General features: G+C 48.1%; 19 protein-coding genes, 1 tRNA gene and 1 pseudogene. 11 read left to right on the forward strand and 10 right to left on the reverse strand.

The features are described 5' to 3' along the window. Nucleotides 1–57: 57 nt before the first annotated feature. Entirely contained in the window at nucleotides 58–1,149 is a 1,092-nt protein-coding gene (minC, locus tag U2F10_RS22735) for a septum site-determining protein MinC (RefSeq protein WP_499873353.1), read from the reverse strand. Nucleotides 1,150–1,552: 403 nt separating this feature from the next. Between minC and U2F10_RS22740 the strand changes: the two genes are divergently transcribed. The 4 genes from U2F10_RS22740 to U2F10_RS22755 all read left to right on the forward strand — a co-directional run bounded on the left by U2F10_RS22740 (nucleotide 1,553) and on the right by U2F10_RS22755 (nucleotide 5,562). Next, the gene (locus U2F10_RS22740; RefSeq protein ID WP_163665815.1) at nucleotides 1,553–1,741 is read left to right on the forward strand and encodes a hypothetical protein; all 189 of its coding nucleotides are present in this window, start codon (nucleotides 1,553–1,555) and stop codon (nucleotides 1,739–1,741) included. Further along, nucleotides 1,698–2,681 (forward strand): tRNA lysidine(34) synthetase TilS, encoded by a 984-nt coding sequence (gene tilS / locus U2F10_RS22745; RefSeq protein ID WP_163701860.1) that lies wholly within the window; start codon nucleotides 1,698–1,700, stop codon nucleotides 2,679–2,681. Before U2F10_RS22740 ends, tilS begins: the two co-directional genes overlap by 44 nt. Before the next feature lie 91 nt (nucleotides 2,682–2,772). Then, nucleotides 2,773–3,567, forward strand: coding sequence for a tetratricopeptide repeat protein (locus U2F10_RS22750; protein ID WP_499061586.1), 795 nt, complete (start codon nucleotides 2,773–2,775; stop codon nucleotides 3,565–3,567). A 795-nt stretch (nucleotides 3,568–4,362) separates the two neighbouring features. After that, nucleotides 4,363–5,562: a sensor domain-containing diguanylate cyclase gene (locus U2F10_RS22755; RefSeq protein ID WP_499061585.1), complete on the forward strand. Its 1,200-nt coding sequence runs from the start codon at nucleotides 4,363–4,365 to the stop codon at nucleotides 5,560–5,562. Nucleotides 5,563–5,576: 14 nt separating this feature from the next. Here U2F10_RS22755 and tpiA read toward each other — a convergent pair whose 3' ends face one another. Both tpiA and U2F10_RS22765 read right to left on the reverse strand, forming a co-directional pair. Then, nucleotides 5,577–6,302, reverse strand: coding sequence for a triose-phosphate isomerase (tpiA, locus tag U2F10_RS22760; RefSeq protein ID WP_163665801.1), 726 nt, complete (start codon nucleotides 6,300–6,302; stop codon nucleotides 5,577–5,579). Between the two features lie 195 nt (nucleotides 6,303–6,497). Beyond that, nucleotides 6,498–8,657 (reverse strand): polyribonucleotide nucleotidyltransferase, encoded by a 2,160-nt coding sequence (locus U2F10_RS22765; RefSeq protein ID WP_490794581.1) that lies wholly within the window; start codon nucleotides 8,655–8,657, stop codon nucleotides 6,498–6,500. Nucleotides 8,658–9,237: 580 nt separating this feature from the next. Between U2F10_RS22765 and U2F10_RS22770 the strand changes: the two are divergent. Continuing rightward, a pseudogene (locus tag U2F10_RS22770) lies at nucleotides 9,238–9,816 on the forward strand (NAD-dependent epimerase/dehydratase family protein); the annotation flags it as partial. A 2-nt stretch (nucleotides 9,817–9,818) separates the two neighbouring features. Here the strand turns inward: U2F10_RS22770 and U2F10_RS22775 are convergent. Next, the gene (locus tag U2F10_RS22775) at nucleotides 9,819–10,727 is read right to left on the reverse strand and encodes a DUF4349 domain-containing protein (RefSeq protein WP_163701868.1); all 909 of its coding nucleotides are present in this window, start codon (nucleotides 10,725–10,727) and stop codon (nucleotides 9,819–9,821) included. 298 nt (nucleotides 10,728–11,025) lie between these two features. On the opposite strand from U2F10_RS22775, the gene U2F10_RS22780 reads away from it, so the two are divergent. Next, nucleotides 11,026–11,577, forward strand: a complete 552-nt coding sequence (locus U2F10_RS22780; protein WP_163701870.1) for a Uma2 family endonuclease — start codon at nucleotides 11,026–11,028, stop codon at nucleotides 11,575–11,577. Between the two features lie 148 nt (nucleotides 11,578–11,725). Here the strand turns inward: U2F10_RS22780 and U2F10_RS22785 are convergent. Next, nucleotides 11,726–11,808, reverse strand: a tRNA-Leu gene (locus U2F10_RS22785). A 321-nt stretch (nucleotides 11,809–12,129) separates the two neighbouring features. Here U2F10_RS22785 and dnaK point away from each other — a divergent pair. After that, nucleotides 12,130–15,084 (forward strand): molecular chaperone DnaK, encoded by a 2,955-nt coding sequence (dnaK, locus tag U2F10_RS22790; RefSeq protein ID WP_499061583.1) that lies wholly within the window; start codon nucleotides 12,130–12,132, stop codon nucleotides 15,082–15,084. Nucleotides 15,085–15,102: 18 nt separating this feature from the next. Further along, on the forward strand, nucleotides 15,103–15,984 hold the full coding sequence (locus U2F10_RS22795) for a DnaJ C-terminal domain-containing protein (protein WP_163665791.1): 882 nt from the start codon (nucleotides 15,103–15,105) through the stop codon (nucleotides 15,982–15,984). Between the two features lies 1 nt (nucleotide 15,985). Here U2F10_RS22795 and U2F10_RS22800 read toward each other — a convergent pair whose 3' ends face one another. Then, entirely contained in the window at nucleotides 15,986–16,570 is a 585-nt protein-coding gene (locus tag U2F10_RS22800; RefSeq protein WP_163701876.1) for a thioredoxin family protein, read from the reverse strand. A 463-nt stretch (nucleotides 16,571–17,033) separates the two neighbouring features. Here U2F10_RS22800 and U2F10_RS22805 point away from each other — a divergent pair, with 463 nt between their 5' ends. Beyond that, a complete protein-coding gene (locus U2F10_RS22805; protein WP_499873354.1) occupies nucleotides 17,034–18,221 on the forward strand; it encodes an AMIN domain-containing protein in 1,188 nt (395 codons plus the stop codon). 108 nt (nucleotides 18,222–18,329) lie between these two features. Here U2F10_RS22805 and U2F10_RS22810 read toward each other — a convergent pair whose 3' ends face one another. The 3 genes from U2F10_RS22810 to purE all read right to left on the reverse strand — a co-directional run bounded on the left by U2F10_RS22810 (nucleotide 18,330) and on the right by purE (nucleotide 23,126). Beyond that, nucleotides 18,330–20,348 carry a DICT sensory domain-containing protein gene (locus U2F10_RS22810; protein ID WP_499867825.1) on the reverse strand — a complete coding sequence of 673 codons (2,019 nt, stop codon included), beginning with the start codon at nucleotides 20,346–20,348 and terminating at the stop codon, nucleotides 18,330–18,332. Nucleotides 20,349–20,702: 354 nt separating this feature from the next. Then, entirely contained in the window at nucleotides 20,703–22,154 is a 1,452-nt protein-coding gene (locus tag U2F10_RS22815) for an ammonium transporter (RefSeq protein ID WP_499873355.1), read from the reverse strand. 423 nt (nucleotides 22,155–22,577) lie between these two features. Beyond that, nucleotides 22,578–23,126 (reverse strand): 5-(carboxyamino)imidazole ribonucleotide mutase, encoded by a 549-nt coding sequence (purE, locus tag U2F10_RS22820; RefSeq protein ID WP_163665784.1) that lies wholly within the window; start codon nucleotides 23,124–23,126, stop codon nucleotides 22,578–22,580. A gap of 105 nt (nucleotides 23,127–23,231) precedes the next feature. On the opposite strand from purE, the gene nagA reads away from it, so the two are divergent. Both nagA and bchM read left to right on the forward strand, forming a co-directional pair. Beyond that, nucleotides 23,232–24,386 carry an N-acetylglucosamine-6-phosphate deacetylase gene (gene nagA, locus U2F10_RS22825; RefSeq protein ID WP_499873356.1) on the forward strand — a complete coding sequence of 385 codons (1,155 nt, stop codon included), beginning with the start codon at nucleotides 23,232–23,234 and terminating at the stop codon, nucleotides 24,384–24,386. 93 nt (nucleotides 24,387–24,479) lie between these two features. After that, on the forward strand, nucleotides 24,480–25,175 hold the full coding sequence (gene bchM / locus U2F10_RS22830; RefSeq protein ID WP_163665779.1) for a magnesium protoporphyrin IX methyltransferase: 696 nt from the start codon (nucleotides 24,480–24,482) through the stop codon (nucleotides 25,173–25,175). 60 nt (nucleotides 25,176–25,235) lie between these two features. Here bchM and U2F10_RS22835 read toward each other — a convergent pair whose 3' ends face one another. Next, nucleotides 25,236–26,948 carry a CHASE2 domain-containing protein gene (locus U2F10_RS22835; protein WP_499873357.1) on the reverse strand — a complete coding sequence of 571 codons (1,713 nt, stop codon included), beginning with the start codon at nucleotides 26,946–26,948 and terminating at the stop codon, nucleotides 25,236–25,238. Nucleotides 26,949–26,994: the final 46 nt, after the last annotated feature.

Below are 26,994 nucleotides of genomic sequence, written 5' to 3' on the forward strand. Positions count from 1 at the left end.
GGGAATTTTTGTGGATCGCCCTATGCAAGTGCTTGAGTCTGTGCTGGAACCCTCTTTTCAAGGGACATTGAGGTGAATCTGGGCAAATTCGGATGCGATCGCAATCCGAATTTCTTCATTGCTAATGTAAGCAACTTCTGGCTGATATAAGGCCGGTGGTTTTGCCGGTGCCCGAGCCACCTTATCGGCAATGCGTAGCTGTGTTGGTTGCATGTGCAATGCCATAATTCGGCAATCTGAATTACCATCTGAACCGGCATGGGCTATACCCCGCAGACGACCCCAAACAAAAATATCGCCTGCGGCGATCAAGGATCCCCCCGGATTCACATCACCTAAAACGACAATGGAACCTGGATGTCGAATTTCAGTTCCAGAGCGCACGGTCAACTGTATGTAGAGAGGCGTTTCCAGCGCTTTCCCTGGATCCCGGGAATCAGTCAGATGTTCTAAGGTTTGCTGATCTACGGAATAGCCTGCTGTGGCCGCCGCAACCGCCGTCTGTCGCCGCTGCGTATAAATACGCTTCATCCTTAGCTGAGCCGTTTGCAATAGCTCATCAAGTTCTTGCAGCTGACGATTATCGAGCAGTCGATCACGGGCAATTAGATGCACCGTTGTATTGGGTTGAAAGAAACGATTTTCAGAGTTAAGACGGCGAGAAAGCTGTTGACATAACTCGTCCCACTCCACCGGGGTGAACTTTTTCTCCGCTGCGGGAGACAGCATCAGTAATAGTCGCCCTTGCTCGCTCTTAAAGGTAACCTGCTGTTTAGAGACGCTTTCTGACTGGTCTACCTCTAGGTCTAAAGACGATACATCGACCAAGGCGTCACCCTCGTCATTATTTTCCTCTTCAAATACATAGAGTTCTACATTTTGCGTTCTCTTTAACCGTGCAGACAGCGCGGAGCGGCTAGTTTGATCAGCCTCATGATCAGCCGTGACTGACGTTGCAGGGTCTAGCTGCGATGTCTGCTCAGACATATTCGACTGCTCAGATGTATCAGTATTAGTAGGCTCGTCTGGCTGGAGAGGACTATCGAAAACCTCTTGATTGGTTATATTTTTGCCTGCGCCGTTATCCATATTCGAGTTGGCTAAGAGTGCTTCTAGGACGCCTTTAACTACAGATAAAAAATCGACCACTCAGTGGTCACCGAAGAGCATAAACCACTATAGAGCCCAAACCTCTTTCTAATCAGCGCATGTTTGGATTGCCCTCAGGGTTTTCGATATTGATTGTCACATTGCTATTGAATGGGTCATAAGGTTGAACTCGACACATATTATGTTTGATTCGTTCTCATCTATTCCTTTTCAGGTGTATTTAAGAGTGAAGCTTGCCTGGAATGGGGCAAATATAGGGCGTTACTTCTTGAAAAATTAGGATATCTAGATATTTGTTGTTTATTCAGTACATCTTAAGTCGTCTGAATTTTTGGGTGACGACAAGATTATTGGTGGTTTACTACTAATGTTTCTGTAACTGACGGTTACATCCTGTGGCTTTTCGGTGGGCACGGCTTTTATCAAAATGAGGTTTTTAGATATGTTTAAGCCCCGCTCTACCTTGACCCTGGCTGCTACGGTTGCGTTGCTAGCAGTGATTGCCCCTGGTCACCTTGCTTCTCGTGCCAATGTCTTGGCCGCCCCTATAGAGCTGTTTGTGATTTACAATTCACCGCTGACCTGCCATGCCTTGGACTGCCATTCACGCCAAGATTCATACTTTACTTAAGACAACGTCCCTGCTTCCTAAAGACACAGCCATTTTAATGGGAGTGTCTGGAGGGCAGGATTCTTTGTGTTTGGCGAAGCTATTGTTAGACCTACAGCCAAAATGGAATTGGCAGCTGGCAGTCGTGCACTGTGATCATGGCTGGCGATCTGACTCTGCTGATAACGCTGCCCATGTGGCAAAACTTGTTCGGCAGTGGCAACTCCCTTATTTTGTGGCGACAGCCCCAGAACTACCGAAAACAGAAGCTGCTGCCCGCAGTTGGCGCTACGGCATATTTGCAGAGTTGGCTAGCACCCATAGCTATTGCCATGTGGTTACAGGACATACGGCAACTGATCGAGCTGAAACTGTGCTTTATAACCTGTTGCGGGGCAGTGGTGCTGATGGGGTGCAGGCATTGAGCTGGCAGCGGCCTCTCAGTATTACCCACCAGGATGTTTATGTAACTCGACCGTTACTACAGCTGACTCGTCAAGAGACGGGGCTGTTCTGTCGAGAACTGGCGCTACCTGTCTGGCAAGATGCTTCTAACGAGAACCTGCACTATCGTCGCAATCGCATTCGTCAAGAGCTGATGCCTTATTTGCGATCGCACTTTAATCCCAATGTCGAAACCACCCTGGCCCAAACCGCCGAAATTTTTACTGCTGAGGTGACTTATCTAGAAGCGCAATCTCAGCAACTCTACAGCGAGGTGATTAATCGGATGGACCAGAATGGCTGGCGTATGCGTCGATTACTATTGCGAGCTGCCCCTTTAGCACTACAGCGTCGAGTCGTTCGTCGGTTGTTGCAAAGGGTGTTGCCTCAGCAGCCAACCTTTGACCATATTGAAAAACTCGTAGCCTTAGCCGATGCCCCTAACCGCACCCAGACCGATCCGTTTCCAGGTGGGTTAATTGCTCGGGTTGAGCACGACTGGATCACGTTGCAATAGTGCCACCACCGGGTACCCATGAACGGTTGGATCTACCTAGCAAGTGTCGAGCAATCCACCTAAGCTATAGAGAGAAACTTCTTGGCACACTATGCGTTGGTTAATTGCAGTTGTCCTGGGGCTATGTCTCAGCTTCACTCCTCTATCGTTATTACCAGCGTTGGCAGGGCCGGTAGGGGGCTCCCAGGCTGATATTAATGGTTTACGCCATCAGGCTTTTGATTTGACCCGTCAAGGTAAATTTGACCTAGCGGAAGTGGTATGGACGCAACTGGTTGAAGCATTACCTGATGAACCTGCTGTGTGGAGCAACCGTGGCAATGTGCGAGTCAGTCAAAACAAACTTCAGGATGCAATTCACGATTACGACCAGGCCATTGCCTTAGACCCATTGCAACCTGATCCGTATCTCAACCGAGGCGCGGCCTATGAAGCTGTGGGGAATTGGCAAGCAGCCATTGATGACTATAATCGGCTCCTCAAGCTCTCCCCTGACGATCCAGCGGCTTACAACAATCGTGGTAATGCTAAAGGCGCTCAGGGGGATTGGAAAGCTGCGCTTAAAGACTACGAAAAGTCGATTACGATTCAACCGAGTTTTTCGTTAGGGTATGCCAACTACGGAATTGCACTGTTTGAAGTAGGTGAACGGGCCAAGTCAGTGCAAGTACTCAAAAGCCTTGCGCGTAAATATCCCAACTATGCAGATGTGCGTGCTGCCTTGACAGCTGCATTGTGGGAAACGGGGAACTGGGGAGAAGCTGAGAGTCAGTGGGCCGCTGCAAGAGGCCTTGATCGTCGCTATGCCGATTTAAAGTGGGTCAAAAAAGTACGACGTTGGCCCCCCTCCTTAGTGGCTGGTCTCGACCATTTTTTAAAACTCTAACGATCTGTAATCGTTAGAGTGTGACACTTTTTTTGAAACAGGTTGCGTTGCCAAGCATGGGCATGCAGCAACATTCGGGCAAAAAATATTTTGGATGCAGTGTGTCCGGCTAAATTTACGATTCTTAATAACTGTAATTAACTTCTTTTTTTGTCTGTTGTATCAATGGTTTTTAGTGTGTAGGTTTAGCAATCTGTAGCGGCTATCACGATTGATTTCAGTCTTTCTACGATAGAAGTTCTTTGAATAGGGCTTGATACTTATAGATGAGTTGTGTTGTAAAGTGCAGCTAGCAAGGGTAGCTGTTGAGTCAGAAAGAGCAGTCCGAAAACTGGCGATTTCCTTCTGTAGCTAGCTTTTAGCAGTTGGTTTGTGTGTTGTATTTTGACAATTTCATCATTATCCTGATGTATCTACGCCTGTAGACTATGCGCTTTTGCATGTTCTCGAAAAACCTACGCATGTGCGGTTGAGAAATGCATTTGGGGGCTGGATGGCTATGTTACCTGGTGTTTTAACCCAATGACGACATTGCACGTCTTCTGGATGAAGTGCTCACCAAAGCGAGTGGCACATTAAGCCTAGTAAGCATTGACGGGTGTTGTCACTGATTGCACTTCCTTTATTCCTGGGCATCCTATGTACCACAGGTCTTTCAGTAAAAAATCATCTCAGCTACAGACACTGCTACCTGTGAAGTCTTCAGTGTGTGATGAGCCGGGATGGTGTTCATTTTGGCATACAGTTTCTGCCTCTATTGGGCAATTTCATCAATCCCTCGAACCTTCCTCAAGGATGGCTTGCTTCTCTGATCCTGAAGATGCTGTAGATCATGCTCAGCAGCTTCAACGGCAGATACAACAACAGATTGACTTACGGGAAACCATTCGGCGGATCCGACAAGTTTTATCAATCAATGATATCTATAAAACTGTTGTACAGTCGCTGATGGACTTTTTTCAGGCAGACAGCATATTTCTTCTTGAAAATGCTCCAGGCTGTTGGCAGTCTGTAGAGTCATCACTCTGTTCAACGAGTAATGCCCATCAAACGAATGCTTTGAATGATTATCTCGGGTTAGAGAGTGTGATTGCAAAGCTAGAGCAGCCGTTTCCCATCATGGTTAATGACCAATCTGTTCTCCAGTTGCCAGTACATCAGCAGTGGCTTAGTCAATTCCCTGGGTCTTGGCTATTAGGGCCAATACACTTGCCTCATAAGCGGCAGACACAAACACTGGATAAACCTTGGGGCATAGTTGCGATTGGTCGCAAAGATCAGGCGAATATTTGGACGAAGGATGAGTTAGAACACGCAAAAGTCCTAGTGGATGAGATTGCGATCGCACTGCATCACAGCCTTTCGTACGAACAGCTAAGGCGAGAAAACCAAGATTTACAATCCCTGGCATTAACCGATAGCCTTACAGGGCTGGCTAATCGGCGACGATTTGATCGCTATTTTGATGCCGAATGGCAGCGGCTAGCACGGGATCAAAAGCCGCTCACCCTGATTTTGTGTGATATTGACTATTTCAAGCGGTACAACGATTACTATGGCCACCCGACGGGAGATATTTGCTTAGCTAAAGTTAGTGATATTCTGACTCGTTGTATCCGTCGCCCTGCAGATTTGGTGGCTCGTTATGGGGGGGAAGAATTTGCCGTGATTTTGCCCAACACTGACACGGGTGGTGGCCATAGCGTTGCCCTTGCCATAAAGGGTCTGCTTGCTAAAGCAGCGATTCCCCACGCAACGTCTGGCATTGCTGAGGACGTGACGTTAACTATGGGAATTGCCACCGTTATCCCTGGACGTCACCTCGCGTCCCAAGACCTGCTCCAAGCTGCTGATTTAGCGCTCTATCATGCTAAGCAACAGGGTCGCGATCGCATCTACGTCCATGCCCATTACTGCATGCATGAAGATGATTATCCTATCAGCAATAATAAATTAGAGCCCATTACCCATGATTTAAGCTCACCAGATAGATAGCTGCGGTATGTGCGTTATTGATAATTGATAATGCGTGCAAAATTCTGAGGGTCTAGACTTGCTCCACCCACTAAGGCACCATCAATGTCAGGTTGGGCCATAATTTCATCCACATTTCCTGGTTTGACCGAGCCACCATACTGGATGGGCACGTCTTTATTTGCCAGTTGGGAGCGAATGAGCCAGCACACACGGTTAGCCTCCTCTGAGGCACAGGTATCTCCAGTTCCAATGGCCCAAATTGGCTCATAGGCAATAATCAATTTGCTTTGATCAACCCCCATCAACCCCTTTTCGATTTGGTTAACCACGTGGGTTTCTGTGTCACCTGCGTCGCGTTGCTGTTTGGTTTCACCAACACAGAGAATGGGGGTAAGTCCAGCAGCTTGAGCCGCTTTCAACCGTAAATTAACCGTTTCATCGGTGTCCCCAAAATACTCACGGCGCTCACTATGACCAACAACGACATAGCGCACACCGATTTCCGTCAGCATTTCCCCAGAAATTTCTCCGGTATAGGCACCAGAAGATTCCCAGTGGATATTCTGAGCCCCTATCATCACCCGTGAACCATGGAGTGTTTTCGAAAGTGTGGTCAGGGCCGTGAAAGGAGCACATAGAATAACTTCTCGCTCCTCAGGGGTGGCCTCTAGCTGAGGCAAAAAACCATTCAAAAACGCCAGACTATCTGCCTGGGTTTTATGCATCTTCCAATTACCAGCGATAACAATTCTTCGCACGGGTGTTTAATTTTGCTCTCAATATTGCATCCAGCATCCTACCGAGAAACCTGAACCCAGTGCAAATCAGGTCAATAGATTGCAAAAAAGATAGGGGACATCATCGATAAAAACATATGAGGCCTGGCAGATGCTTGCCAGGCCTCACGTGCATCAACTATTAGTCCATACGATGTTAGTCCATACGAAAGGGGGTTATTCCGGTGCTAAGCCAGCTGTTTCACGCGCTTTTGCCGCTTCATCTGGATGGATATTAAGACGTGTGAGATTGACACGGCCACGGCCATCAATTTCCCGAATTTTGATTAGCACTTCCTCACCGACGGTTACCTCATCTTCGACCTTATTGACGCGGTAGTCTGCCAATTGGGAGATGTGGATCATGCCCTCCTTGCCAGGTCGATATTCGACGAACGCGCCGATGGGAATGATGCGAGTGACCTTACCCACATATACATCGCCAGCCGAAGGCTTGAAGGTGATGCCTTCGATAATGGCCTGAGCCCGCTCTGCAGCTGCTCCATCCACTGAGGACACGGTAATGGTGCCATCATCTGCAATATCAACCTTGGCTCCGGTTTCATCGGTAATGCTCTTGATTTGCTTACCGCCAGGGCCAATGACCATGCCGATCATTTCGGGGTTAATCTTGAAGCTTAGAAGTCTAGGCGCATAGGGTGATAGCTCAGTGCGTGGGGCATTGATCGCCTCCAGCATCTTGGAGAGGATATGTAATCTAGCAGGCTTAGCCTGGTTGATTGCATCTGCAATGGTCTCTACGGATAGACCCGTAATCTTCATATCCATCTGCAATGCTGTAATGCCACTGTCAGTACCGGCAACCTTAAAGTCCATATCGCCGAGAAAATCTTCGATACCCTGAATATCGGTCAAAATGCGGACTTCATCGCCTTCTTTAATTAGACCCATTGCAGCACCGCTTACCGGCTTTGATAGCGGCACCCCAGCATCCATTAAGGATAGGGTGGAACCACATACCGAGCCCATGGAGGTTGAGCCGTTGGAGGACAAAACCTCAGACACAACCCGAATCACATAGGGGAAGTCGCCCATGGATGGTAGGACAGGCAGCAATGCGCGTTCGGCTAGTGCTCCGTGACCAACCTCTCGACGTCCTGGTGAACGCATGGGGCGAGTTTCACCAACGGAGTAAGGAGGGAAGTTGTAATGGTGCAGATAGCGTTTCTCTTCATCAGGATGCAGGTCATCCGTCATCTGGGCATCCCCTGGAGTGCCCAGAGTAACTACAGACATAACCTGGGTAAGGCCCCGTTTGAATAGTCCTGTACCGTGAACCCGACTGGGTAGCACCTTTGTGCGGCAGCTAATGGGTCTCACTTCATCGAGTTTACGACCATCGACCCTAACCCTCTCTTCAAGGATTTGAGCGCGCATCAACTTTTTGGTTAAGCCTTTATAGGCATTGCCAAACGCTTTGCCATCTTCTGTGACAGCTACTTTAATGGGATCCTCGTCATCCAGCTCATCCAGCTGTTCGCTGATGTGAGCTTTTAGTGCATCCAGTTTTTCATCCCTTTCTGGCTTGGCAAGCTCAAATTCTTTCAGGATATCTTTGATGCCATCGGTTGCTTTCTCTGACAAAAAGTTTGTCAGAGTTGAATCTGTTTCTGGGCTAGGCAGAGTCACTTGCTCAACACCTAACTCCGCCAAGATGTCTTTCTGAGCCTGGATGATGTCACGAACAACCTCATAACCGAAGTCAATCGCTTCAATAACATCTTGCTCAGGCAGCTGGTTGGCTCCAGCTTCAACCATGATCACACCGTCAGGTGAACCGGCAACGACCAAGTCCAAATCGCCGTTTTCAATTTCCTTATAGGTAGGATTGATAATGAAATCATCACCAATTAGACCTACCCGTACCGCTGCCATAGGGCCATGGAACGGAATTTGGGCTAGTAGAGTTGCGATAGATGCGCCTGTGGCTGCCAGAACATCAGGTGGAACATCATGATCCATCGAGACAGTGGTGGCAACGATTTGAATGTCATTCCGTAGCCATGATGGGAATAGGGGCCGCATGGGCCGGTCGATAAGACGACTGGTCAGAGTTGCTCTTTCTGGTGGACGTCCTTCTCGACGTAAAAAGCCACCTGGGATCCGCCCTGCTGCGTAGAGGCGTTCTTCGTAGTCAACTAGCAAGGGTAAAAAATCGATGCCATCCCTTGGGCTAGCGGACTGGGTTGCGGTTACTAATACAGCAGTTTCTCCAGACTCAATCAGTACTGAACCGCCTGCTTGGGGGGCAAAAAGACCCACCTTAAGTCGAATATCCCGTCCATCAAAAGATATTGACTTGTCAATTTCTTGCATTTACAACTACGTCCTTCTTACTTCTTTCACATTTGTTCTCTGGCAATCCTAGCACTGATGTAGAACAGTTGTTTCCTCTTCAAAATTAAAGATATGGCTGCTGCCAGCACATACTTTTAAATAAGATTGAATTCGTTTGAATACTTGTTCCCTAAGAGGCCTCACCTTTATGGGAGACCCTTCTCTAAAAAATATTTCAAGCTATATGCCCAGTTGAAAATATGTGGTGAGTAAGGACAAAGTTAAGGCCAAACTAATCAGAAATAGTTTGTTTTGCTCAAGTATTTTTCAAAAACGAACTCTAAACCTTTGGCACGGTTTTTGAAGTGATCATAAATTTTGTCTCGGAAGTTGAGAGGCTGCCTCATGCGTTTTTTCTAATCTTGTTTAGCATCACTGGGTGAAGCCTAGATTTGTTTCAGCTTTTGGTGTTGCCGAGGGCAGGATACTTTATAGTAAGCGCGATTAATGGAATTTATTGCATTATGACTGTATTGGTGACAGGGGTAGCTGGTTTTATTGGCTATTTTCTAGCGTAGCTGCTGTTAGCTGAGGGCGAAACTGTTTATGGCATTGATAACCTCTTACCACAGAGGATAATGTGGACCATCCGGTATCGCTTTATGCTGCAACTAAGAAGGCAAATGAGTTGATGGCTCATTCCTACAGTCATTTGTATAATCTGCCGACGACAGGGCTGCGCTTTTTTACGGTCTATGGTCCATGGGGACGGCCAGATATGGCTTATTTTAAGTTTGTAGATGCGATCGCAAACGACCGTCCCATTCAAGTTTACAACCACGGCAAAATGCAACGGGACTTCACCTACATTGATGATGTTGTCGAAGGTGTAGTACGGGTGCTACGGCACTTGCCTCAACCGATCACAGATGATGCCTTTAATACGGCTGCTCCCTACAAGCTCTACAACATCGGTAATCATAGCCCAGTAGAGCTAATGCGCTTTATCGAGATTATTGAGCAAGTGTTAGGAAAAACGGCTGTCAAGGAAATGATGTCCATGCAACCAGGCGATGTGCCAGTAACCTATGCGGATGTTGTTGATTTGACCGCGGATGTAGGGTTTGCTCCAAGCACTCCTTTAGAGGAGGGCATTGCGAAAATTGTTGCCTGGTACCAAGACTATTATGGACGTTAGCCCTAGCTAGGCCGACGGCGAATGGTGCGATAACCCAGCACGCTAGCAATCACCACTATTAATAGATAGGGACTATAGGCCACTAACCATAACCCTAGCTGCATAAGCCCTACCGTCAGGTTGCCGACTGACTGGGTAGCATCTCGCCATGTGGTACTAATCGTTTCGCCGAGGGGACGCCCAATGGGTTGTGGTGCAACAGCTGCTGCCAATGACAAATCAACTGTGGAGTAACGTACCTGGGTCTGTAAATTTTGCACACGGGCATCAATTTGCTCAATTTGCTCCCGTACACGACTTAGTTCGCGAGACACCTCTAACACATGGGAGATTTCACCGGAGCGTTCCATGATTTTGAGCAAAGATTCCTCTGATTTTCGGAGATTACGTAGCCGAGCCTGAGCATCAATAATTTGTGTGGACACATCTTCAGCACTTAAGCCCTGCTGTTGAATAGTGCCAAGGTTACTCAATGCTTCTAAGAGAGGATCTAAATTCGCTTGGGGCACTCGAATGCGTAAGTAGGCCGTGCGTTGACTTGCCTCTATTTGATTGTCTTGGAGGTCTAGAATATCGCCCTGGTGAGTGCGAATAATTTGTGAGGCGCTCTTTAAGCCATCATCGACCGAATCGACGATTAAGTTAAGCTGGGCGCGTTTAATCAGCTGAGGTTGGCCAGAGGTTACAGCGGCATCATTGGGGGGCTCGACAGGTCTGCTTGCATCGGCTTCCATTGCTTCTTGAGCTGTCAAGATGTTGGCTGATTCAGCAACTGCTGCTGTTTCGGCTGGAGCCTGGGCTTTGGAGCGAAACTCATCACCACTGATACTCATTTCAGTGGCCGCCCCACAGCTCACTAAGCTAGCGACTGCCACAAGGATTGCTAGGCCTGCTCTCATTGACTTTGCCATGGGTTTTCTTACGTCTCATACGAGTTGCTTGTCCTCAGTATGAAAGGGAATTCTGGCTAAATTCGCCAGGTTACCAATTTTGCAACAACGCCACACCGCATATCTCTTTGGCTGTGAGCCTCACCTCAAATTTTCAGTACTGAAAATTTATGACTGCAAAAACCGTACTCCAGAGTACTTCGAAGATGGAACGATTGTAGCTAGTGCTGTAACTAGAAAAATAAAAGTCTGAACGTAAATTTGCCATACTAAAACTACTGATACATCAGCTGTTGTCCCAGCATGAGGCCAGGTCCCTATGACCGTCACCACCTACAAATGGACCATAGACCGCTACCACCAGGCCATCCAAGCTGGCGTATTCGACGACCAGCCCGTCGAACTACTACGCGGAGAAATCATCGTCATGCCACCGGAGGGTGAACCCCACGCTTACTACAACCGTGAAGCAGGCGATTACCTGCGCAGCCTGCTCGGCAGCCGGGCTAAAGTCAGCGAAGCCCATCCCATCACCCTCAGCGACGACTCAGAACCCATCCCCGATCTGGCCATCATCAAACCCCTGGGCACTGTCTATCTAAAGCATCACCCCTACCCCAGCGATATCCACTGGCTGATCGAATTTTCCAACGCTACCCTCACCAAGGACCTGACCACCAAAAAAAACACCTATGCTGTATCCGGGATTCAAGAATATTGGGTCGTCAATTTAACGGATAAACAGCTCCATGTCTTCAAAAATCTACAGAATGGGCAATATACCTCGGAAGATGTCCTGAAAACTGGCATCGTATCGCCTATGGCCTTTCAGAATATAAAAATCCAGGTGTCTCGTCTGATGACTCCATAGCTAACGATCCAACCAAAAATTAGGCCATACTCTGAAGTCAGGAGCAAGTTGAAATACAAAACCTATATTTGGAAGGGATTACAGGCTAATTAGTTTATTGAGTATTCATACAATAAGCCTCGGTTTCTCACAGAAACCGAGGCTCTAATGCGGATGAAAGGACTTGAACCTTCACGTCACGAAGACACTAGAACCTAAACCTAGCGCGTCTACCAATTCCGCCACATCCGCTTGCGAACTCCATACTATCAGAGAATTTGAACAAGTTAGTAGCTAGTTTTCTAGAATAGATATTTTTCCCTCCATCAAATCATGACTCCTCAAAATAATCACACTAGTTTAGTGCGTGTCGGATTATCAAAAGAATTCGAACAAGTGATAGTCGGTTCTCTGGAATGGACAATGTTGTCCTAGCCGGACCATTATAGGGATGTGTACATGTGGTTAAGCCGCAGCACAATAGTGGCTTAGACTACTAAGTGACTACTATATATATGATTAATTGTGTAGACGACTGTTGTCGTTACACGCGCAGTGGGAGAAACCTAGCGGATGGGAAAGGTCGTCGGTATTGACCTCGGTACTACCAACTCAGTTGTCTCAGTCATCGAAGGTGGCAAACCGGTGGTCATCGCCAATACGGAGGGGATGCGTACGACCCCTTCGGTGGTTGCATTTAGCAAAGAGGGTGAGCGTTTGGTGGGGCAAATGGCCCGGCGTCAAACGGTACTCAATCCTCAGAACACCTTCTACAACGTTAAGCGCTATTTGGGGCGTAAGTATACAGAGTTAACCTCTGAGTCAAAACGTGTTCCCTACACCGTGCGTAAAGATGATGCTGGCAATGTTAAAATTCGCTGCCCGCGTCTAGATAAGGATTTTGCCCCTGAAGAAATATCATCCATGGTGCTGCGTAAGCTAGCTGAAGAGGCTAGCCGTTACATGGGGCAGCCGGTGACTGGCGCAGTTATTACGGTGCCTGCTTACTTTAATGATGCGCAACGTCAGGCTACCCGCGATGCAGGCCGCATTGCAGGTCTAGAGGTAAAACGGATCATCAATGAGCCCACAGCAGCAGCATTAGCCTACGGACTGGATCAGCAATTTAATCAGACTATTCTGGTCTTTGATCTGGGGGGTGGCACGTTTGATGTGTCCATCTTGGATGTTCGTAATAACGTCTTTGAGGTGAGAGCTACCAGCGGCGATACTCAGCTCGGTGGTGTCAACTTTGACAAGAAAATTGTTGACTGGTTAGCAGACGAGTTTTTAGAAACTGAAGGTGTTGACCTACGACGAGATCGCCAGGCATTGCAGCGTCTGACTGAAGCCGCTGAGAAGGCCAAAATTGAGCTATCGGGGCTGCCCACAGTTGAAATCAATTTGCCTTTCATTACGGCTACTGCTGATGGGCCAAAGCACATTGAGAAAAAGCTGTCGCGATCGCACTTCGAATCCCTGTGTGCTGATTTAGTGGGTCGCCTCCGTGCTCCTCTACAACAGGCGATGAATGATGCGCATCTGTCTCCCTCACAAATCGATGAAGTGGTTCTTGTGGGCGGTTCTAGCCGTATGCCCATGGTTCAGCAGCTAGTGCGCTCTATTTTGAGTAAAGAACCCAACCAAAATGTAAACCCTGACGAAGCCGTTGCCGTTGGTGCGGCTATTCAGGCCGGTATCCTCACCGAAGAAGTGAAGGACATCATGTTGCTGGATGTCACGCCGCTGTCTCTAGGGTTAGAGACTATTGGTGGTGTGATGAAAAAGGTGATTCCGCGTAACACTACGATCCCTGTCCGACGCTCCGATATTTTCTCCACGTCTGAAAATAATCAGACCGTTGTGGAAGTGCATGTGATCCAGGGTGAGCGGGAAATGGGGATAGATAATAAATCCCTGGGGCGGTTCAAGCTTATGGGAATCCCCCCAGCACCAAGGGGAATTCCACAGATTCAGGTGTCTTTTGATATTGATGCCAACGGTATTTTGCAGGTATCGGCCATGGATAAAACCACGGGCCGTGAGCAAAGTATTACCGTGCAAGAAGCGTCCAATCTTTCTGACGATGATGTGCAGCGCATGCTGCGGGAGGCGGAAGAATTTGCTGACGTTGACCGGGGCCAGCGAGAACGCATTGAGAAGCGTAATCGAGCTGAGACGCTAACGTTCCAAGCGGAGCGAGCGATGCGCAGTGTTTCCATTGATTTTGGATTACAGTTTGCTCGCGATCGCAAACGCCGCATTGATAACCTGATTCAAGACCTGCGTGATGCCCTCAAACGAGAGGATGAGCGCATGATAGACATGATTCAATCTGAGTTACAGGATGAACTGTACGAGTTGAATCGCGAGGCCTATCTGTACGATGCCGATAATGACGACGGCAATATCTTTAACCAGATTGGCGACACCATTAAAAAAGCCTTTGAGGATGACGACGATTACTATCGTCGTGACTATGACTGGAATGGTCAAGGCCAGTGGGATACCCCCAGCTGGACTGCTGGTCGTCGTGATAATCGCAGTGGTTGGGACGATTGGGATGATAGCTGGAATCAGCCAGCATCACGTCCAGGTAGCGCACGTCAATCCTATGATGCTGCCCCTCCTCGTAGTTACGATAATCGCAGTGGTTACGACAATCGGGATTACGATAACCAGGGGCGTCGGGCAGACAGTTACGATCAAGCATCCTACGGGCAAGGGGCTTATGATCAAGGAGCTTATGGTCAAGAATCCTATGGTCAAGATGCTTATGGGCCTGATGCGTATCGTCAAGAGCGCTTTAATCAAGACAGGTCTAACCAGGGGCGTTATGATCAGCGTCGTTATGACCAAAATACCCAGGGTGGCTATGGGGGCAATTCCTATGAGTCTCAGCCGCAAGATCGCTATGAGCAGCGTTCTTCTCAAGATCGATATGTTCAAGGCGGCTATGGCCAAGAGACCTATGGCCAAGAGGCTTATGGCCAAGGATATGACCAAGGAAGTCATGGTCAACGTAACCAAGACCGGTATGAGCGTAGTCCCGACCGTAATCGCGAGGAGAATTTTGATCGCAGCAATGCCTACAGAGATGTAAGGGATAACTACGACCAACAGGGCTATAACCAAGATCGCTACGGTCAGCGTGACGTGGGTGATGGTCAAGATGCTGGAGCCGCTCGCCGCTCGGCTTATGGCCAAGATAATAATGCAGAGCAAGATCGCTATAGACCAAGCTCCACGGATAGAAATTCGGTGAGACCGCAGACTGGTTCTGGTCGCTATGCGCCCTCTAATGCTGGATATCCATCTCAGCCAGCCGATGGCTATGCCAATGGAGGTAAATCTACAGCTAGCAGCTGGAATTCTAATGCGTCTTTGGATGAAGATCCTTGGGCTGATAAGGCTGGTGAACCAGCCAGTAAGCCCGCCAAAGGTTACTCTGATAATTCTGGTCGGCCCAGCAACAGCTCACAAAGCTATAACGAGGATGAATGGGGCGACCAGGACGAACTCTGGTAAGCCGGTCGGGACCTCACTATGCAAAATTTTCGAGACTACTATGAGATTCTCGGCATCGTTGAGAGTGCTGATTCATCAACGATCAAACAGGCCTATCGTCGTCTTGCACGCCAGTTTCATCCCGATCTAAACCCTGGAGATCAAGAGGCTGAAGAGCGTTTTAAATCCCTGGGTGAAGCCTATGAGATACTTTCCGATGCTGATCGGAAGGCTCAGTACGATGACTACCGACGGTATTGGCTACAGCAAAAGTCTGAGGCCGACTATCGGGATTTAGAAGACTTTAACCGGTTTGTTGATCAGCTGCTTAATCGCCAAGTGATTCCCAAATCGCCAGTTCAACCTAAGAAAAAACAAACGCAAGCAAAGACAACGGGTGATCCTCGACGGCGGGATGCAGAAGCATCTCTTCAGGTTCCCTTAGAACGAGCGTTTCAAGGAGGAGCTGAACGGGTACGCCTCGAAGATGGACGTGCCTTAGAAGTGGATATGCCACCTGGCATGCTCACGGGGCAACGTATTCGTCTACGGGGTCAGGGTATTAATGGTGGTGATCTTTATCTAAATATAGTTGTGGAGCCCCATCCCTTTTTAAGGGTGCAAGGACGAGATGTCGTCTGTCATTTACCGATTACACCCAGTGAAGCAGTTTTGGGTGGACAAATTACTGTGCCCACCCTTGATGGGCCTGTCCAAATGACCATTCCGGCAGGTATTCAATCGGGGCGAAAGCTACGGTTGGCTGGTAAGGGGTATGGTCGCATAACTGAAGAACGCGGCGATCAAATTGTGGAGATCGAAGTGGCAGTCCCCAAGCTTCTCAGTGACCAAGAAGCCGAGCTCTATGAAAAGCTACGAACAATTGAAGCGTTTAATCCTAGGGCTCACTTAACGTACTAAATTAAGCCCCAAAATAGGCAGGAGCCTGACCTGGAGTCCATTTGATATTGCACCCAACGCTGGGTATCTGGTCGTCAGATAAGCCCTGTCCGGCCAGGAGCGTATCAATTGCCTGGCGTAGGTCTTTGCCTGTGACTGGTTTGCCATTACTAGGGCGGCTATCATCTAGCTGTCCTCTATAGGCTAACTTCAGCGCGCCATCAAATAAGAAGAAATCGGGGGTGCAGGCAGCGGTATAGGACTTGGCTACGCCTTGAGTTTCGTCATAACAATAGGGAAAGTTGAACCCCTGGGTTGTCGCTTGAGTTTTCATATGCTCGGGAGCATCTTGGGGGTGCGTCTGAATGCTATTGGCACTAATGGCGATAATGCTTAAGCCTTGCTCGGCATAGTCATGCCCAATTTGGGCTAGTTCTTGTTCCACATGTTTGACAAATGGGCAATGGACGCAAATAAACATGACTAACAGCGCTTTGCTGCCTGAAAAATTCTCCAGGGTGACAGTGTCACCCGACACAACATCGATTAATGAAAATTCTGGAGCTTGGGTTCCCAATGCCAACATTGTGGACTCAACCATCACCATGGCAGATACCTCGAAGTACGTCCTTTATTGCTGATTCAATCAAGTTTGTGAGCGATTTAGTGGATCTAATCGCCAGCTAAAACCCGGCTCATTAGCCACCAAATGCCATGGCTGACATAACAACCGCAGATAGCAGAAGACCAGGGCTTAATAGCAAAATTAGCGTTAACAGCTCATGCATTTCCATAGACTTAGATGTTTCCTTTCAAAAGACTGCGGATATTTAATCGGGTGTTGCTGACCTCGTGATGATTCCATCTGTCAAATTGAGGCTGTTGGCAAGCTATACAGATGGATTTATCGTCTCAATCAGCAACGGTTTAATGGTTTCTGACTGCACTTATCATGGCCGATAAATCTATGAGGCGTGGGGAATTTTTATCAAAAATATGGGTCGTATTTGACAAAGTACCGTATCCTTTTACTTTTAATTGTGTCTGTTGGTGTTCTGTGGGGTAGTTTTATGGCATTCAAGCACTGTTTGCATCAGTCGTTAGGAGGTAGCCTGATTGCTCTTGCTTTATCAATGGCACCAGCATTCGCAGAAAATCTACAGAATTGGTCGTTTGATACGAGTAGCAATGAACTAACATTTTCCTTGTCTGACGAGGTTTTTCCAGAGTTTTTTCTACTTTCAGAACCCCCACGCTTAGTCCTCGATATCCCCAACACAGACATTGGCGATATTGACCCAGAGCAGATTTATGATGGAGCTGTCAAAAATATTCGGGTAGCCCAGTACACCCCAGAGAATGTCAGGGTTGTCATTGAATTATCTCCGGAAATAGTTCTATCCCCTGAGCAGGCTGACATTCAATTTGATGATAGTGATGATGGTCAACGACATTGGCGTTTTCGCCCGTTAATTGCTGAAAACAATACAGTTGCCCAGAGTACTTCCCTAACCCCAGCCCAGAACTCTGACGATCATAATGTCAGTCTTGCCGCAGCGAATCTACGCATTCCTCAAAGCTCGACAACCACAACAGCACTGCCCATTGATCCCTATGATTCTGAGGCTTCTAGCGGTGTAGTGAGTGTTCCACCCTTAGAAGAGAATGATGGGGTCAGTGTTCCACCTCTAGCAGACGTTAACGTTCGATCTATAGAAGATAATAATGCTTCTGACGATGCTGCTCCAGTGGCTGTCGTTGATGCAGAGGTGCCAGAATTGCCACCTATGAAGGTTCCAGAGCTTGAAGATACTAGTACAGAAGATGTCTTGACGCCAACAGTAGTTTTAGAAGCGGAATCACGGCAATCGACGCTACCAGATCTCGCTGCCAGTACGAGTGAGCAACCTGTCGCTGCCGCTGAGCCGATTAGTGCGGAGGTAACGCAGAACGCAGATGTGGCTGTCGCTGGTGATGAGACTGTAGCAGCGGAAGAGCCGACTCCTGCTGTCAAGATGCCAGGGGAGTCATCTGCCGCTGTGCCAGACGTCGAGATGCCTGCTCCTGCAAGGTCGGCGTCAACTGCACTGGCTCCGGTTGAATTATCGTCTTTATCTGAAGAAGACCAGACAGTTGTGGAAGATCGTGACCCACCTGATTTTCAGACTATTCAACAACCTGCCGCTGAGCGCACGATTGTGCAAACGGACTTACCTGTGCCGCTACAGTTTGGGCAACCCTTACCTGAAGGGATCTAGGCTAAAAGATCTGAAATGCACTGAGTTTTCGGGGAACAGCAGTGTGCTGCCCCCTATGGCTGTAATGCCCTAAATTCGAAATATTTACTCTCCATAGAGCCATGGGCTTTATGAGACTGAAATCTTTTTAGGATGGGATGATTTGATACCTGAGCGCTTTTTTGTTCTGTGGTTTGATTGCTGAGCTGCGATGGGCAATGTGAAGTGAATTTGCGTGCCCTGATCTTTGCCTTTAGATGTGGCCCAAATTTTGCCGCCCTGCGCTTCTACAATTTGACGGCAAATGGCAAGTCCCAAACCTGTTCCACCCACTGATCTGCGGAGTGCCCCTTCTTCTTGGTAAAAACGTTCGAAGACCGTTTCTAATCGCTCTGGCTCAATGCCTCGGCCACTGTCATTGACTGAGACTTCTACAAACGCATTGTCTTTGATGTGGGCTTGGATGGAGATATTTCCGTTGGCCGCCGTAAATTTACAAGCGTTGTCCAGTAGCTTGGTAAGTACCTCAACGATCCATTCACCGTCGCCCCGAATCAAAGGTAGGGACTCTGGTAAGTCAACCATAATTGTCGAGGAACTGGTCATTGTTCGTCGACTGCTTAAGGCAAGGGCAACACATTCGCTTAGAGCAAGGGACTCCAGGTTCCATTCAATACGACCACTTTCAAGGCGCGATAGGGTTAAGAAATCTTGGACGAGCCGTTGCATGCGTTCAGAGTCATCCATGGCAGTTTGCAACATCGCTTGCCGCATATCCATGGGCATGTCAGGCTCTGTAAAAATACTTTCTAGGCAGACTCGAATAGTCGATAGGGGGGTGCGTAGCTCGTGGCCAGTAATGGCGATGAGATTGCTGCGTGTTCGATCGAGGGCTTCTAGCTGTTGGTTGAGACTTTCTAGATTTGCATAGGCTTCAGCTTGAATTACAGCTACACTGAGTTGAGCGGCAACGGCTTCCACCAGACTGATATCGTTTTTGCTCCAGGGTTGTGGGGTATCGCTGCACTGGTGAAGCTCAATCATTCCTAGTAACCGCTCTTGGTAAATTAGAGGTACTAGTAAGCAGCTATGAATATCCCATTGGTTTAATAAACCATCAATAGTAGAGATATCGTCGATTTGATTCTTCTGTTGGCTACCAACTGGGGTTTGTGAGTAGGTCAGGGATTCCCGTTGTCGGTTGACAGTTTGGAACAGAGGATTTTCGATAAGAGGCCAGACTTCGCCTTTGAGAGAGGTGATATTTGGTTGCCGGAATTCATGTTGAATTTCAATACTGTCGTAACGGTCACTACGATAAATAATGCAGCGACAAGCAGAAATTTCTTGCCCGAGTTCGTGGGTTGCGATCGCAAACACCTCAGTTGGGTTCAATGACTGACGAATAGCCGCTGTAATTGAATTGATCAACCGCTCACGATTTTCTTGAGCGGCCATCGTTTTATAGGCTTTAAGTAGCTTGTACTGACTAGCCTGCACATACGTAACTAATCGCTGAGCAAAGGGATAGGACTCAGTAACCTCAGCGTTATAAGGTTTACCCCCAAGTAGGTCTGCTGGCAAAAAATCAGTCTGAGCTTGGGTGATTTTATCGGATAAATCTGGTCGATAGTGAGCAATACGCTTCAACAAAATATAAGCTGCCTGTTCACAGACACGCCGATCAAGCGTCCAAATACCTTCAAAACGACGGCTTTGATCAAACGCAGGTGCACCGTTTAAAACCCTAGGTTTTTGCGAACCATGATGCTCACGGCAAACCAAACAGGCCGTGTACTGTTGGCCCAAAACTACGAGGTGCCATTCATGCACCAGCGCATCTTCAGGATCAAAGGCAATGGTTTCATGCCTGACAGTGCCATCAGCATTGGCAAACTTGGTATTGGTGGCTGCTAACACATAAATTTGAGGCGTAATGTCAGCGAGTCGTAAGTAACGATGAGCTTCTTGACGATAAAAGCGTTCCTGCTGAAAGCTGGCAATCATCAAAGGACGATCGTCCCCCGCCAATACCTGATCTTCCATCGCATGGGAAAGGGCCGTCAGCGATGTTTTGAAATACATTTGTGGCCTTAGTGCCGGTAAGACCGCAAGCAGCTCGTCTAAAACTGAAGCCGGATTGCCCATTAACTGTAGGATTTAATTGATGTCGAGACTCTTCGCCCAACTGCCCCAACCTTATCAGTGCCTATCCAGGCTGCGGAGGAATTGTAACTAAGCTTAGAGGAGAGGTGTAAGGCGTCAGAAGAGCAGCTTGCCATCCTTCCAAGGATGGCAAGCTGCTAAGGGGCCACGGAAAAAGCTCTGTAAAGTTCGAAGGCTTTTGGGCAAGGGGCCACGGAAAAAGCTCGGTACACCCCTAAGGCTTTAATTCTCCGAAAAATAAAGGTGGGCGGTTTCCTGAATGAAACCACCCACCTCTAAAACGCTATTCCTTATAGGTTCTAAGTATTTATAAAGAACCGGAACGACTTAACAAGCTTAGGCAACACCGCCCATATCGCTAGTGTCCTTCAGGAAACCGCTGTAAGCTTCCATGCCGTGCTCGCCAATATCCAAGCCCTTCAGCTCTTCCTCAGCAGAGACACGTAGACCAAACGCAGACTTCAGGATGGTCCAAACAATGGCACTGAATACAACAGTAAACAGACCAATGGCAACGATACCGATCACCTGAGAGATGAGCTGCTCGATGCTACCGCTGTAGAACAGGCCAGATGTGGTATCAAACAAACCTACGGCAAGGGTCCCCCACATACCGCACACAAGGTGTACGGAAATAGCGCCCACGGGGTCATCAATTTTGATGCTGTCAAAGAAGCTAACGGAGAAGACAACAAGGATACCTGCAAGCAGACCAATGATGATCGCACCCCAGTAACCAACAACAGCACAGCCAGCCGTGATACCTACCAGCCCAGCCAAAATACCGTTGATAATCATGGATAGGTCAGGCTTACCGCTCATGATCCAAGCAGTTACAGTTGCGGCTACACCACCAGCTGCTGCCGCCAAGTTAGTGGTTACAGCAATATAAGGTACAGATGCGCTAGCTGCTAGCTCAGAACCAGGGTTAAAGCCAAACCAGCCGATCCAAAGGACAAGACAGCCAAGGGTAGCAATACTCATGTTGTGGCCAGGAATCGCATTAATCTGACCATCTTGGTACTTACCAAGACGAGGGCCAAGGATAGCGGCACCAACTAAAGCGGCCCACCCACCCACGGAGTGAACAACGGTGGAACCAGCAAAATCAAAAAAGCCCAGGTTACCTAGCCAGCCATTGCCAGACCAGACCCAGTGACCAGTGATGGGGTACGAAATGGCGGTCAGCAGAATGCTAAAGAGAATGAAGTCAATGAATTTGATCCGCTCTGCAACGGCACCAGACACGATAGTTGCTGCAGTACCTGCAAAAGCTGCCTGGAATAGGAAGAACACAGGAGCAGTTAAGTTACCTGCATAGGGCTCGGTTGTAGACAAACCGGACAGGAAGAAATTACCCATACCAAAAACAGGGTTGGCCTCGTTAAACATAAGACCAAAACCAATTGCCCAAAAAGACAATGTAGCAAGGGCAAACACGATCAAATTCTTGGAAAGAATATTGACAGCATTCTTCTGGCGACAGAAACCGGTTTCCAACATTCCGAAACCAGCGTTCATAAAGATCACCAGAATGGCTGCGATCAGCACCCAGATGTTATCCAAAACAAACTGAACATTGTCAGCAGTAATTGCATCTTCTTGAGCATGGGCTGCAGTATTCCACGTGGCAACGATTACTAATGCCAGGGGGATACAACCTAACCAAGCCCATGAAAAGCTTCTGCCAAAAAAGCGCTTAGCCATCTGATCAAATGGCGGCGCATAAGAATTCCAGACAGACGATTTACGCCGTCTCGCCTTGCGGCTCAAATTTAGACTAGACATCTCAACAGACGTTCCTACAACACAATCCAATCAACTAAAACTCACTCTCAAAGGATCCAGCCCTAGACAGTGATGTCTTTGTGTGAGGGGACCTTGACAGTTCAAGATACTCAATGACCGACAAGAGATTTAGGACCGTGATATGGCTCTGCCAAAAATTGGAGAAAATCTTAGTTAAGAATTTTCACCATCATGAATGGCAGATCTGCCACATTCTGCGCCCTAAACACCTAGCCTTAAGCGTCTGGTTTCTCTTTGGTGCATTGTGCATATCTATTAGATAGATTCCACCAATTTCAGCCAAGTCATTCTGTATCAAGTAATACACTTGGTTTGTGTGACTGGAATATTCGGGGTTTGAGACCTCATTATTTTGGCTTATTTTCAAAAATTAATATTATTGACAGCCTAAAACCCTTGCTGCTATGTGTTCTCTTTTGTGTCCTTTGAAGGGAACATTGTTTTTAGGTAGGGATGGTGACCCAGTTCGTTGAGTCGAGTTTGTTTTTCCAGGACGCTATCTTCAAGGGATTTCCGATAAGCTTGGACGCGTTCGAGGAGCTTGCGATCGCATGTTGCCAATATTTGCACCGCTAACAGACCCGCATTTTTTGCATTGCCAATCGCTACCGTTGCCACTGGGATGCCACCGGGCATTTGGACGATGGAATAAAGTGAGTCTATGCCTTGCATGGCGCGGCTTTTTACAGGGACGCCAATCACAGGAAGTGGCGTCAGGGCGGCCACCATGCCGGGCAGATGAGCAGCTCCACCAGCCCCAGCAATAATGACTTTTAGGCCTCGTTCGACAGCGGTTTGAGCGTAACTCACCATGCGTTTTGGGGTGCGATGAGCCGATACAATGGCCACTTCGTGAGGAATACCAAAGTCTTCGCAAACGGTAATGGCTGCTTCCATAGTGGGCAGATCAGAGTCGCTGCCCATAATGATGCCAACAAGAGGAGAAGTCATGGGATGAAAGGTGAAACGTTATATCTGGCTGTGCCAGAGTTGCTGTTGTTAGCCTACCGGGTTCCTATGGGATGATTCGTACAAAGATTTGAATTGCAACTGCCCATGTCAATTTTGCTAAGTGCACGATTACCTCATCTGTCGGGACTCTATTGTCTTGAGGTAGTCGGCCATCAGCTGCGCTCTATGTTACCCATGGCTAAAGTGTCGGCTAATGCAGTACAGGTAATTGACCTCAACGGCGATTGGGTTTCCCTAGGGGGTGTGGATTTACAGATCAATGGCGTTTTAGGGTTGGCATTTCCTGATTTGACTGATCCTGTAGAACTGCAGAAAGCAGCTAGTTTTTTGTGGAGTCAGGGGATTGATGCGTTTACCCCCACTCTGGTGACAGCCCATCCAGATAAAATTCAACGCAGTCTCTCTGTAATTCAGGATTACCAGACTCAAGGTTTTAACAGGCAGCCACGGCATGCTGTGGTTTTGGGGGCACATCTAGAGGGTCCATTTTTGAATCCGGCTAAGCGAGGAGCGCATCCTCAGGACTATTTGCAGTCGCTTTCACTGGATCGCGTTCAAGGGTTATTGGGGGGCTGTATTGACGTAGTTAAGATCGTTACCCTGGCTCCAGAAATAGAAACCGATGCTGCGGTGATTCCCTGGTTGCGATCGCAAAACATCATTGTCAGTCTTGGCCACTCCCTGGCGACATCAACCCAAGCTCAGCAAGCCTTTGCCCAAGGAGCCTCAATGGTGACCCATGCATTCAATGCCATGCCAGGATTACATCACCGTGAACCTGGGTTGCTAGGGGCTGCGTTAACCCAGCCCAATGTGTATGCAGGTCTGATTGCCGATGGCCAGCATGTGTGTCCTACGATGCTCGACCTGTTGCTACGAGCCGGACGGGGTACATCTGAAGGTGTCAAGGGCGGTCTGTTTCTGGTGAGTGATGCATTGGCTCCCCTGGGTTTACCGGATGGTACCTATCCCTGGGATAGTCGTGAGATTGAGGTGGTAGACGGTACGGCTCGATTGCCGGACGGGACCTTGTCAGGCACTACCCAGCCCTTACTGAAGGGGGTAACCAATTTGGTCCAATGGGGGTTATGTGATGTCAATGAGGCAATCGTCTTGGCTACCGAAAGACCACGCCAGGCTGTAGGGCTGCCAGGATTAGCTCCCAGACAAACTGCCAACTTACTCCGTTGGCACTACGATGGCACGACTCTCAGCTGGCAGAGAATTTTAGACGAATAAGGTATTGCCCATATTTTCACTACACTTCAGATTGCCAAAACGTAATAGGATCTGACGGTAGAGAAATCCTAATGATCACTTCTGGCCAATCCTATGACGAGTGCAACTGACGATAAAACCATCGTTCGTAATTATTTTAATGCCCAAGGTTTCGATCGTTGGAGCCGTATCTATGGAGACGGTCAGGTCAATAAAGTCCAGCGAGACATTCGAGAAGGGCATCAGCAAACTGTTGATCACGTTCTTTACTGGTTTAAGCAGGATGATAATGCTCAGGGTCTGTCTGTCTGTGATGCTGGCTGTGGTGTCGGTAGTCTCAGTATTCCTTTAGCGGAGATGGGTGCAGTAGTATCTGCGAGTGATATCTCCGAGAAAATGGTAGAAGAAGCTAGTTTTCGTGCCAAGGAACTGTTGCCGCCAGAGTCTGTACCTACCTTTGATGCGCAGGATTTAGAAACCCTAGACGGTAGCTATCACACAGTTATTTGTTTGGATGTACTGATTCACTATCCTCAAGAAAAGGCTGGTGACATGATTGCCCATTTAAGTTCTTTGGCTGAGGACAGACTGATCCTTAGCTTTGCTCCGAAAACCCCCTTCTATACCCTACTTAAGCGTATTGGCGAGTTTTTCCCGGGCCCAAGTAAAGCAACTCGTGCTTATCTCCACCGTGAGGCCGATATTCGTGCAGCTTTGAAGGCAAACGGCTGGCAGATTAAGCGTAAGGAATTTACAGCAACACAGTTTTACTTTTCTCGCTTGTTTGAAGCTGTGAAAGTTACAGACTAAATGCCCTTCAGGGCTGACGCGTTAGCCCTGAAGGGTTGGCTCCTGTCACAGTGGCAGACGCTATTTTTGCAGGTGTTGATTGGGAAGCTGGTCGAGGGTGTTGGGCTGATGTAGACAAACGCAATTGCGCCCTGACTTTTTGGCGGTATATAAGCCCAGGTCAGCCATCTCAACTAGGGCACTCGGTGGAATTTCTAATGTTGGCACAAAGCTGGTTACACCTAAGCTCATGGTGACATAGTCGGCTGTTTCAGAGGCGGTATGGGGCAAGTTGTAGGCGGCTAGCTTCGATAAAATGGCACGTGCGATCGCAGTCCCTTGTTCCGCTGAGGTATTGGGTAGCAGCACAACAAATTCTTCACCACCATAGCGAGCATTTAACGCACCACTCGCTTTAACAGTGGTGCGGATGGCCTGAGCCACCTGTTTGAGGCATTCATCCCCCTGGGGGTGACCGTAGGTATCATTATATTTTTTGAAATGGTCTACGTCACCAACAATCAGGGCCAAGGGGTGTTGCGCTCTCAAGGCCCTAAACCACGCTTGTTGCAGACTCTCATCAAATGTGCGGCGATTGGCTAGCCCAGTTAATTTATCGTTGGTGGAAAGGACCTGTAATTGTGTGGTGCGATGTGCCCCTGAGAGCCCGGCGGCGATCCATAATCCCAAAAGCATAGGGACAACGGGTAGCCAGAGTCCTGTAAAGCTCAATGTTCCATAGCTGATACCAAACACGAGCAAGCTGATGCCTGGAATCAGCGTCAGTCGCTGCCATAGTTTGGTTGCTTGTTGAGTAAGATAGCTGCCATAGATAGAAATACCTATGATCAGCAGGCTTTCTAGCCACTGGGGCCATGCCTGAATGAGGGGACGACCGTCGAGGGTCGTACTGATAAGCTGGCTAGCAATTTCTCCATGTAGCTGTACACCAAATTGAATTGTGGGTTGTCCATTTGGCTGTTGACCTCCGGTGTAGAAAATATCAGCTTTACTAAATGCCATGCTGCCGATTAAGACGATGCGATCGCGCATCAAATCTGGTGGAATTTCGTTACGTAATACTTGTTTGAACGAAACAACATTAAATGGGGTTTTATGTCGACGAAAATTAAGGAGAAGCTGATATCCTTGCGCATCTGTTTCAGCGTATCCTCCTGTATGGGTCTCTATCGGAGGAAATTGAACATTCTTAAGCGTTAGTATCGAAGACTCTAAATCTGGCTCGATTTGATCAGGTTCACCAGCTAAATATTCAAGGGCTAGACGCAAACCAAGAGACTCAATAACATTGTGTCCACTGGCCGCAGGAAATAATATGCCGCGTCTAACGCGGCCATCGGCATCGACCACAACATCACTGGCGGCGATTTGATCGGCACTCTTCAAAATGGCGTTGCCAGGTATGGCATTGCCTTTCTGATTACCAATTACTTTTTCGATCCCGATAAGATTAGGAGTATGGGTAAATACTGTCGCTAAGTTCTTGCTTCCAGGTTCGTTGGGTAAATGACGATAAAAATCTAGACCGATAATGCGAGGCTGTTGCATCTGAATTTGGTGGATTAGATCCACCATAGTCTGATCACTGACATGGTTAGTACCTAGGTAGTTATCCAAATCAGCATCAGTAAGACCAACGATGACGACCCGTGGATCAGTGGATTCAGGCACTCGCAGCGCCAACATTTTGTCAAAAGCACGTAGTTCTAGTATTTGTAAACTGCCCAGCGATCGCAAGCCTATGATGCTGCTGGCTGTGATCACACTGGCCATGGCTCCAAAACCATATGCTTTCCTGACGCTATGCCAGAGCGTTCTT

This window comes from Leptothoe sp. EHU-05/26/07-4 (assembly GCF_043421015.1).
Taxonomy (GTDB): domain Bacteria; phylum Cyanobacteriota; class Cyanobacteriia; order Phormidesmidales; family Phormidesmidaceae; genus Leptothoe; species Leptothoe turfae.

Coding starts and splice junctions, on each gene's coding strand:
- tilS (WP_163701860.1), top strand. CDS start 1,698: ATGCCTTGGACTGCCATTCACGCCAAGATTCATACTTTACTTAAGACA.
- U2F10_RS22755 (WP_499061585.1), top strand. CDS start 4,363: ATGGCTTGCTTCTCTGATCCTGAAGATGCTGTAGATCATGCTCAGCAG.
- bchM (WP_163665779.1), top strand. CDS start 24,480: ATGACGAGTGCAACTGACGATAAAACCATCGTTCGTAATTATTTTAAT.
- U2F10_RS22835 (WP_499873357.1), bottom strand. CDS start 26,948: ATGGCCAGTGTGATCACAGCCAGCAGCATCATAGGCTTGCGATCGCTG.
- U2F10_RS22765 (WP_490794581.1), bottom strand. CDS start 8,657: ATGCAAGAAATTGACAAGTCAATATCTTTTGATGGACGGGATATTCGA.
- U2F10_RS22740 (WP_163665815.1), top strand. CDS start 1,553: ATGTTTAAGCCCCGCTCTACCTTGACCCTGGCTGCTACGGTTGCGTTG.
- U2F10_RS22805 (WP_499873354.1), top strand. CDS start 17,034: ATGGCATTCAAGCACTGTTTGCATCAGTCGTTAGGAGGTAGCCTGATT.
- U2F10_RS22815 (WP_499873355.1), bottom strand. CDS start 22,154: ATGTCTAGTCTAAATTTGAGCCGCAAGGCGAGACGGCGTAAATCGTCT.
- nagA (WP_499873356.1), top strand. CDS start 23,232: ATGTCAATTTTGCTAAGTGCACGATTACCTCATCTGTCGGGACTCTAT.
- U2F10_RS22780 (WP_163701870.1), top strand. CDS start 11,026: ATGACCGTCACCACCTACAAATGGACCATAGACCGCTACCACCAGGCC.
- U2F10_RS22810 (WP_499867825.1), bottom strand. CDS start 20,348: ATGGGCAATCCGGCTTCAGTTTTAGACGAGCTGCTTGCGGTCTTACCG.
- U2F10_RS22795 (WP_163665791.1), top strand. CDS start 15,103: ATGCAAAATTTTCGAGACTACTATGAGATTCTCGGCATCGTTGAGAGT.
- purE (WP_163665784.1), bottom strand. CDS start 23,126: ATGACTTCTCCTCTTGTTGGCATCATTATGGGCAGCGACTCTGATCTG.
- U2F10_RS22800 (WP_163701876.1), bottom strand. CDS start 16,570: ATGGTGATGGTTGAGTCCACAATGTTGGCATTGGGAACCCAAGCTCCA.
- dnaK (WP_499061583.1), top strand. CDS start 12,130: ATGGGAAAGGTCGTCGGTATTGACCTCGGTACTACCAACTCAGTTGTC.
- U2F10_RS22775 (WP_163701868.1), bottom strand. CDS start 10,727: ATGGCAAAGTCAATGAGAGCAGGCCTAGCAATCCTTGTGGCAGTCGCT.
- U2F10_RS22750 (WP_499061586.1), top strand. CDS start 2,773: ATGCGTTGGTTAATTGCAGTTGTCCTGGGGCTATGTCTCAGCTTCACT.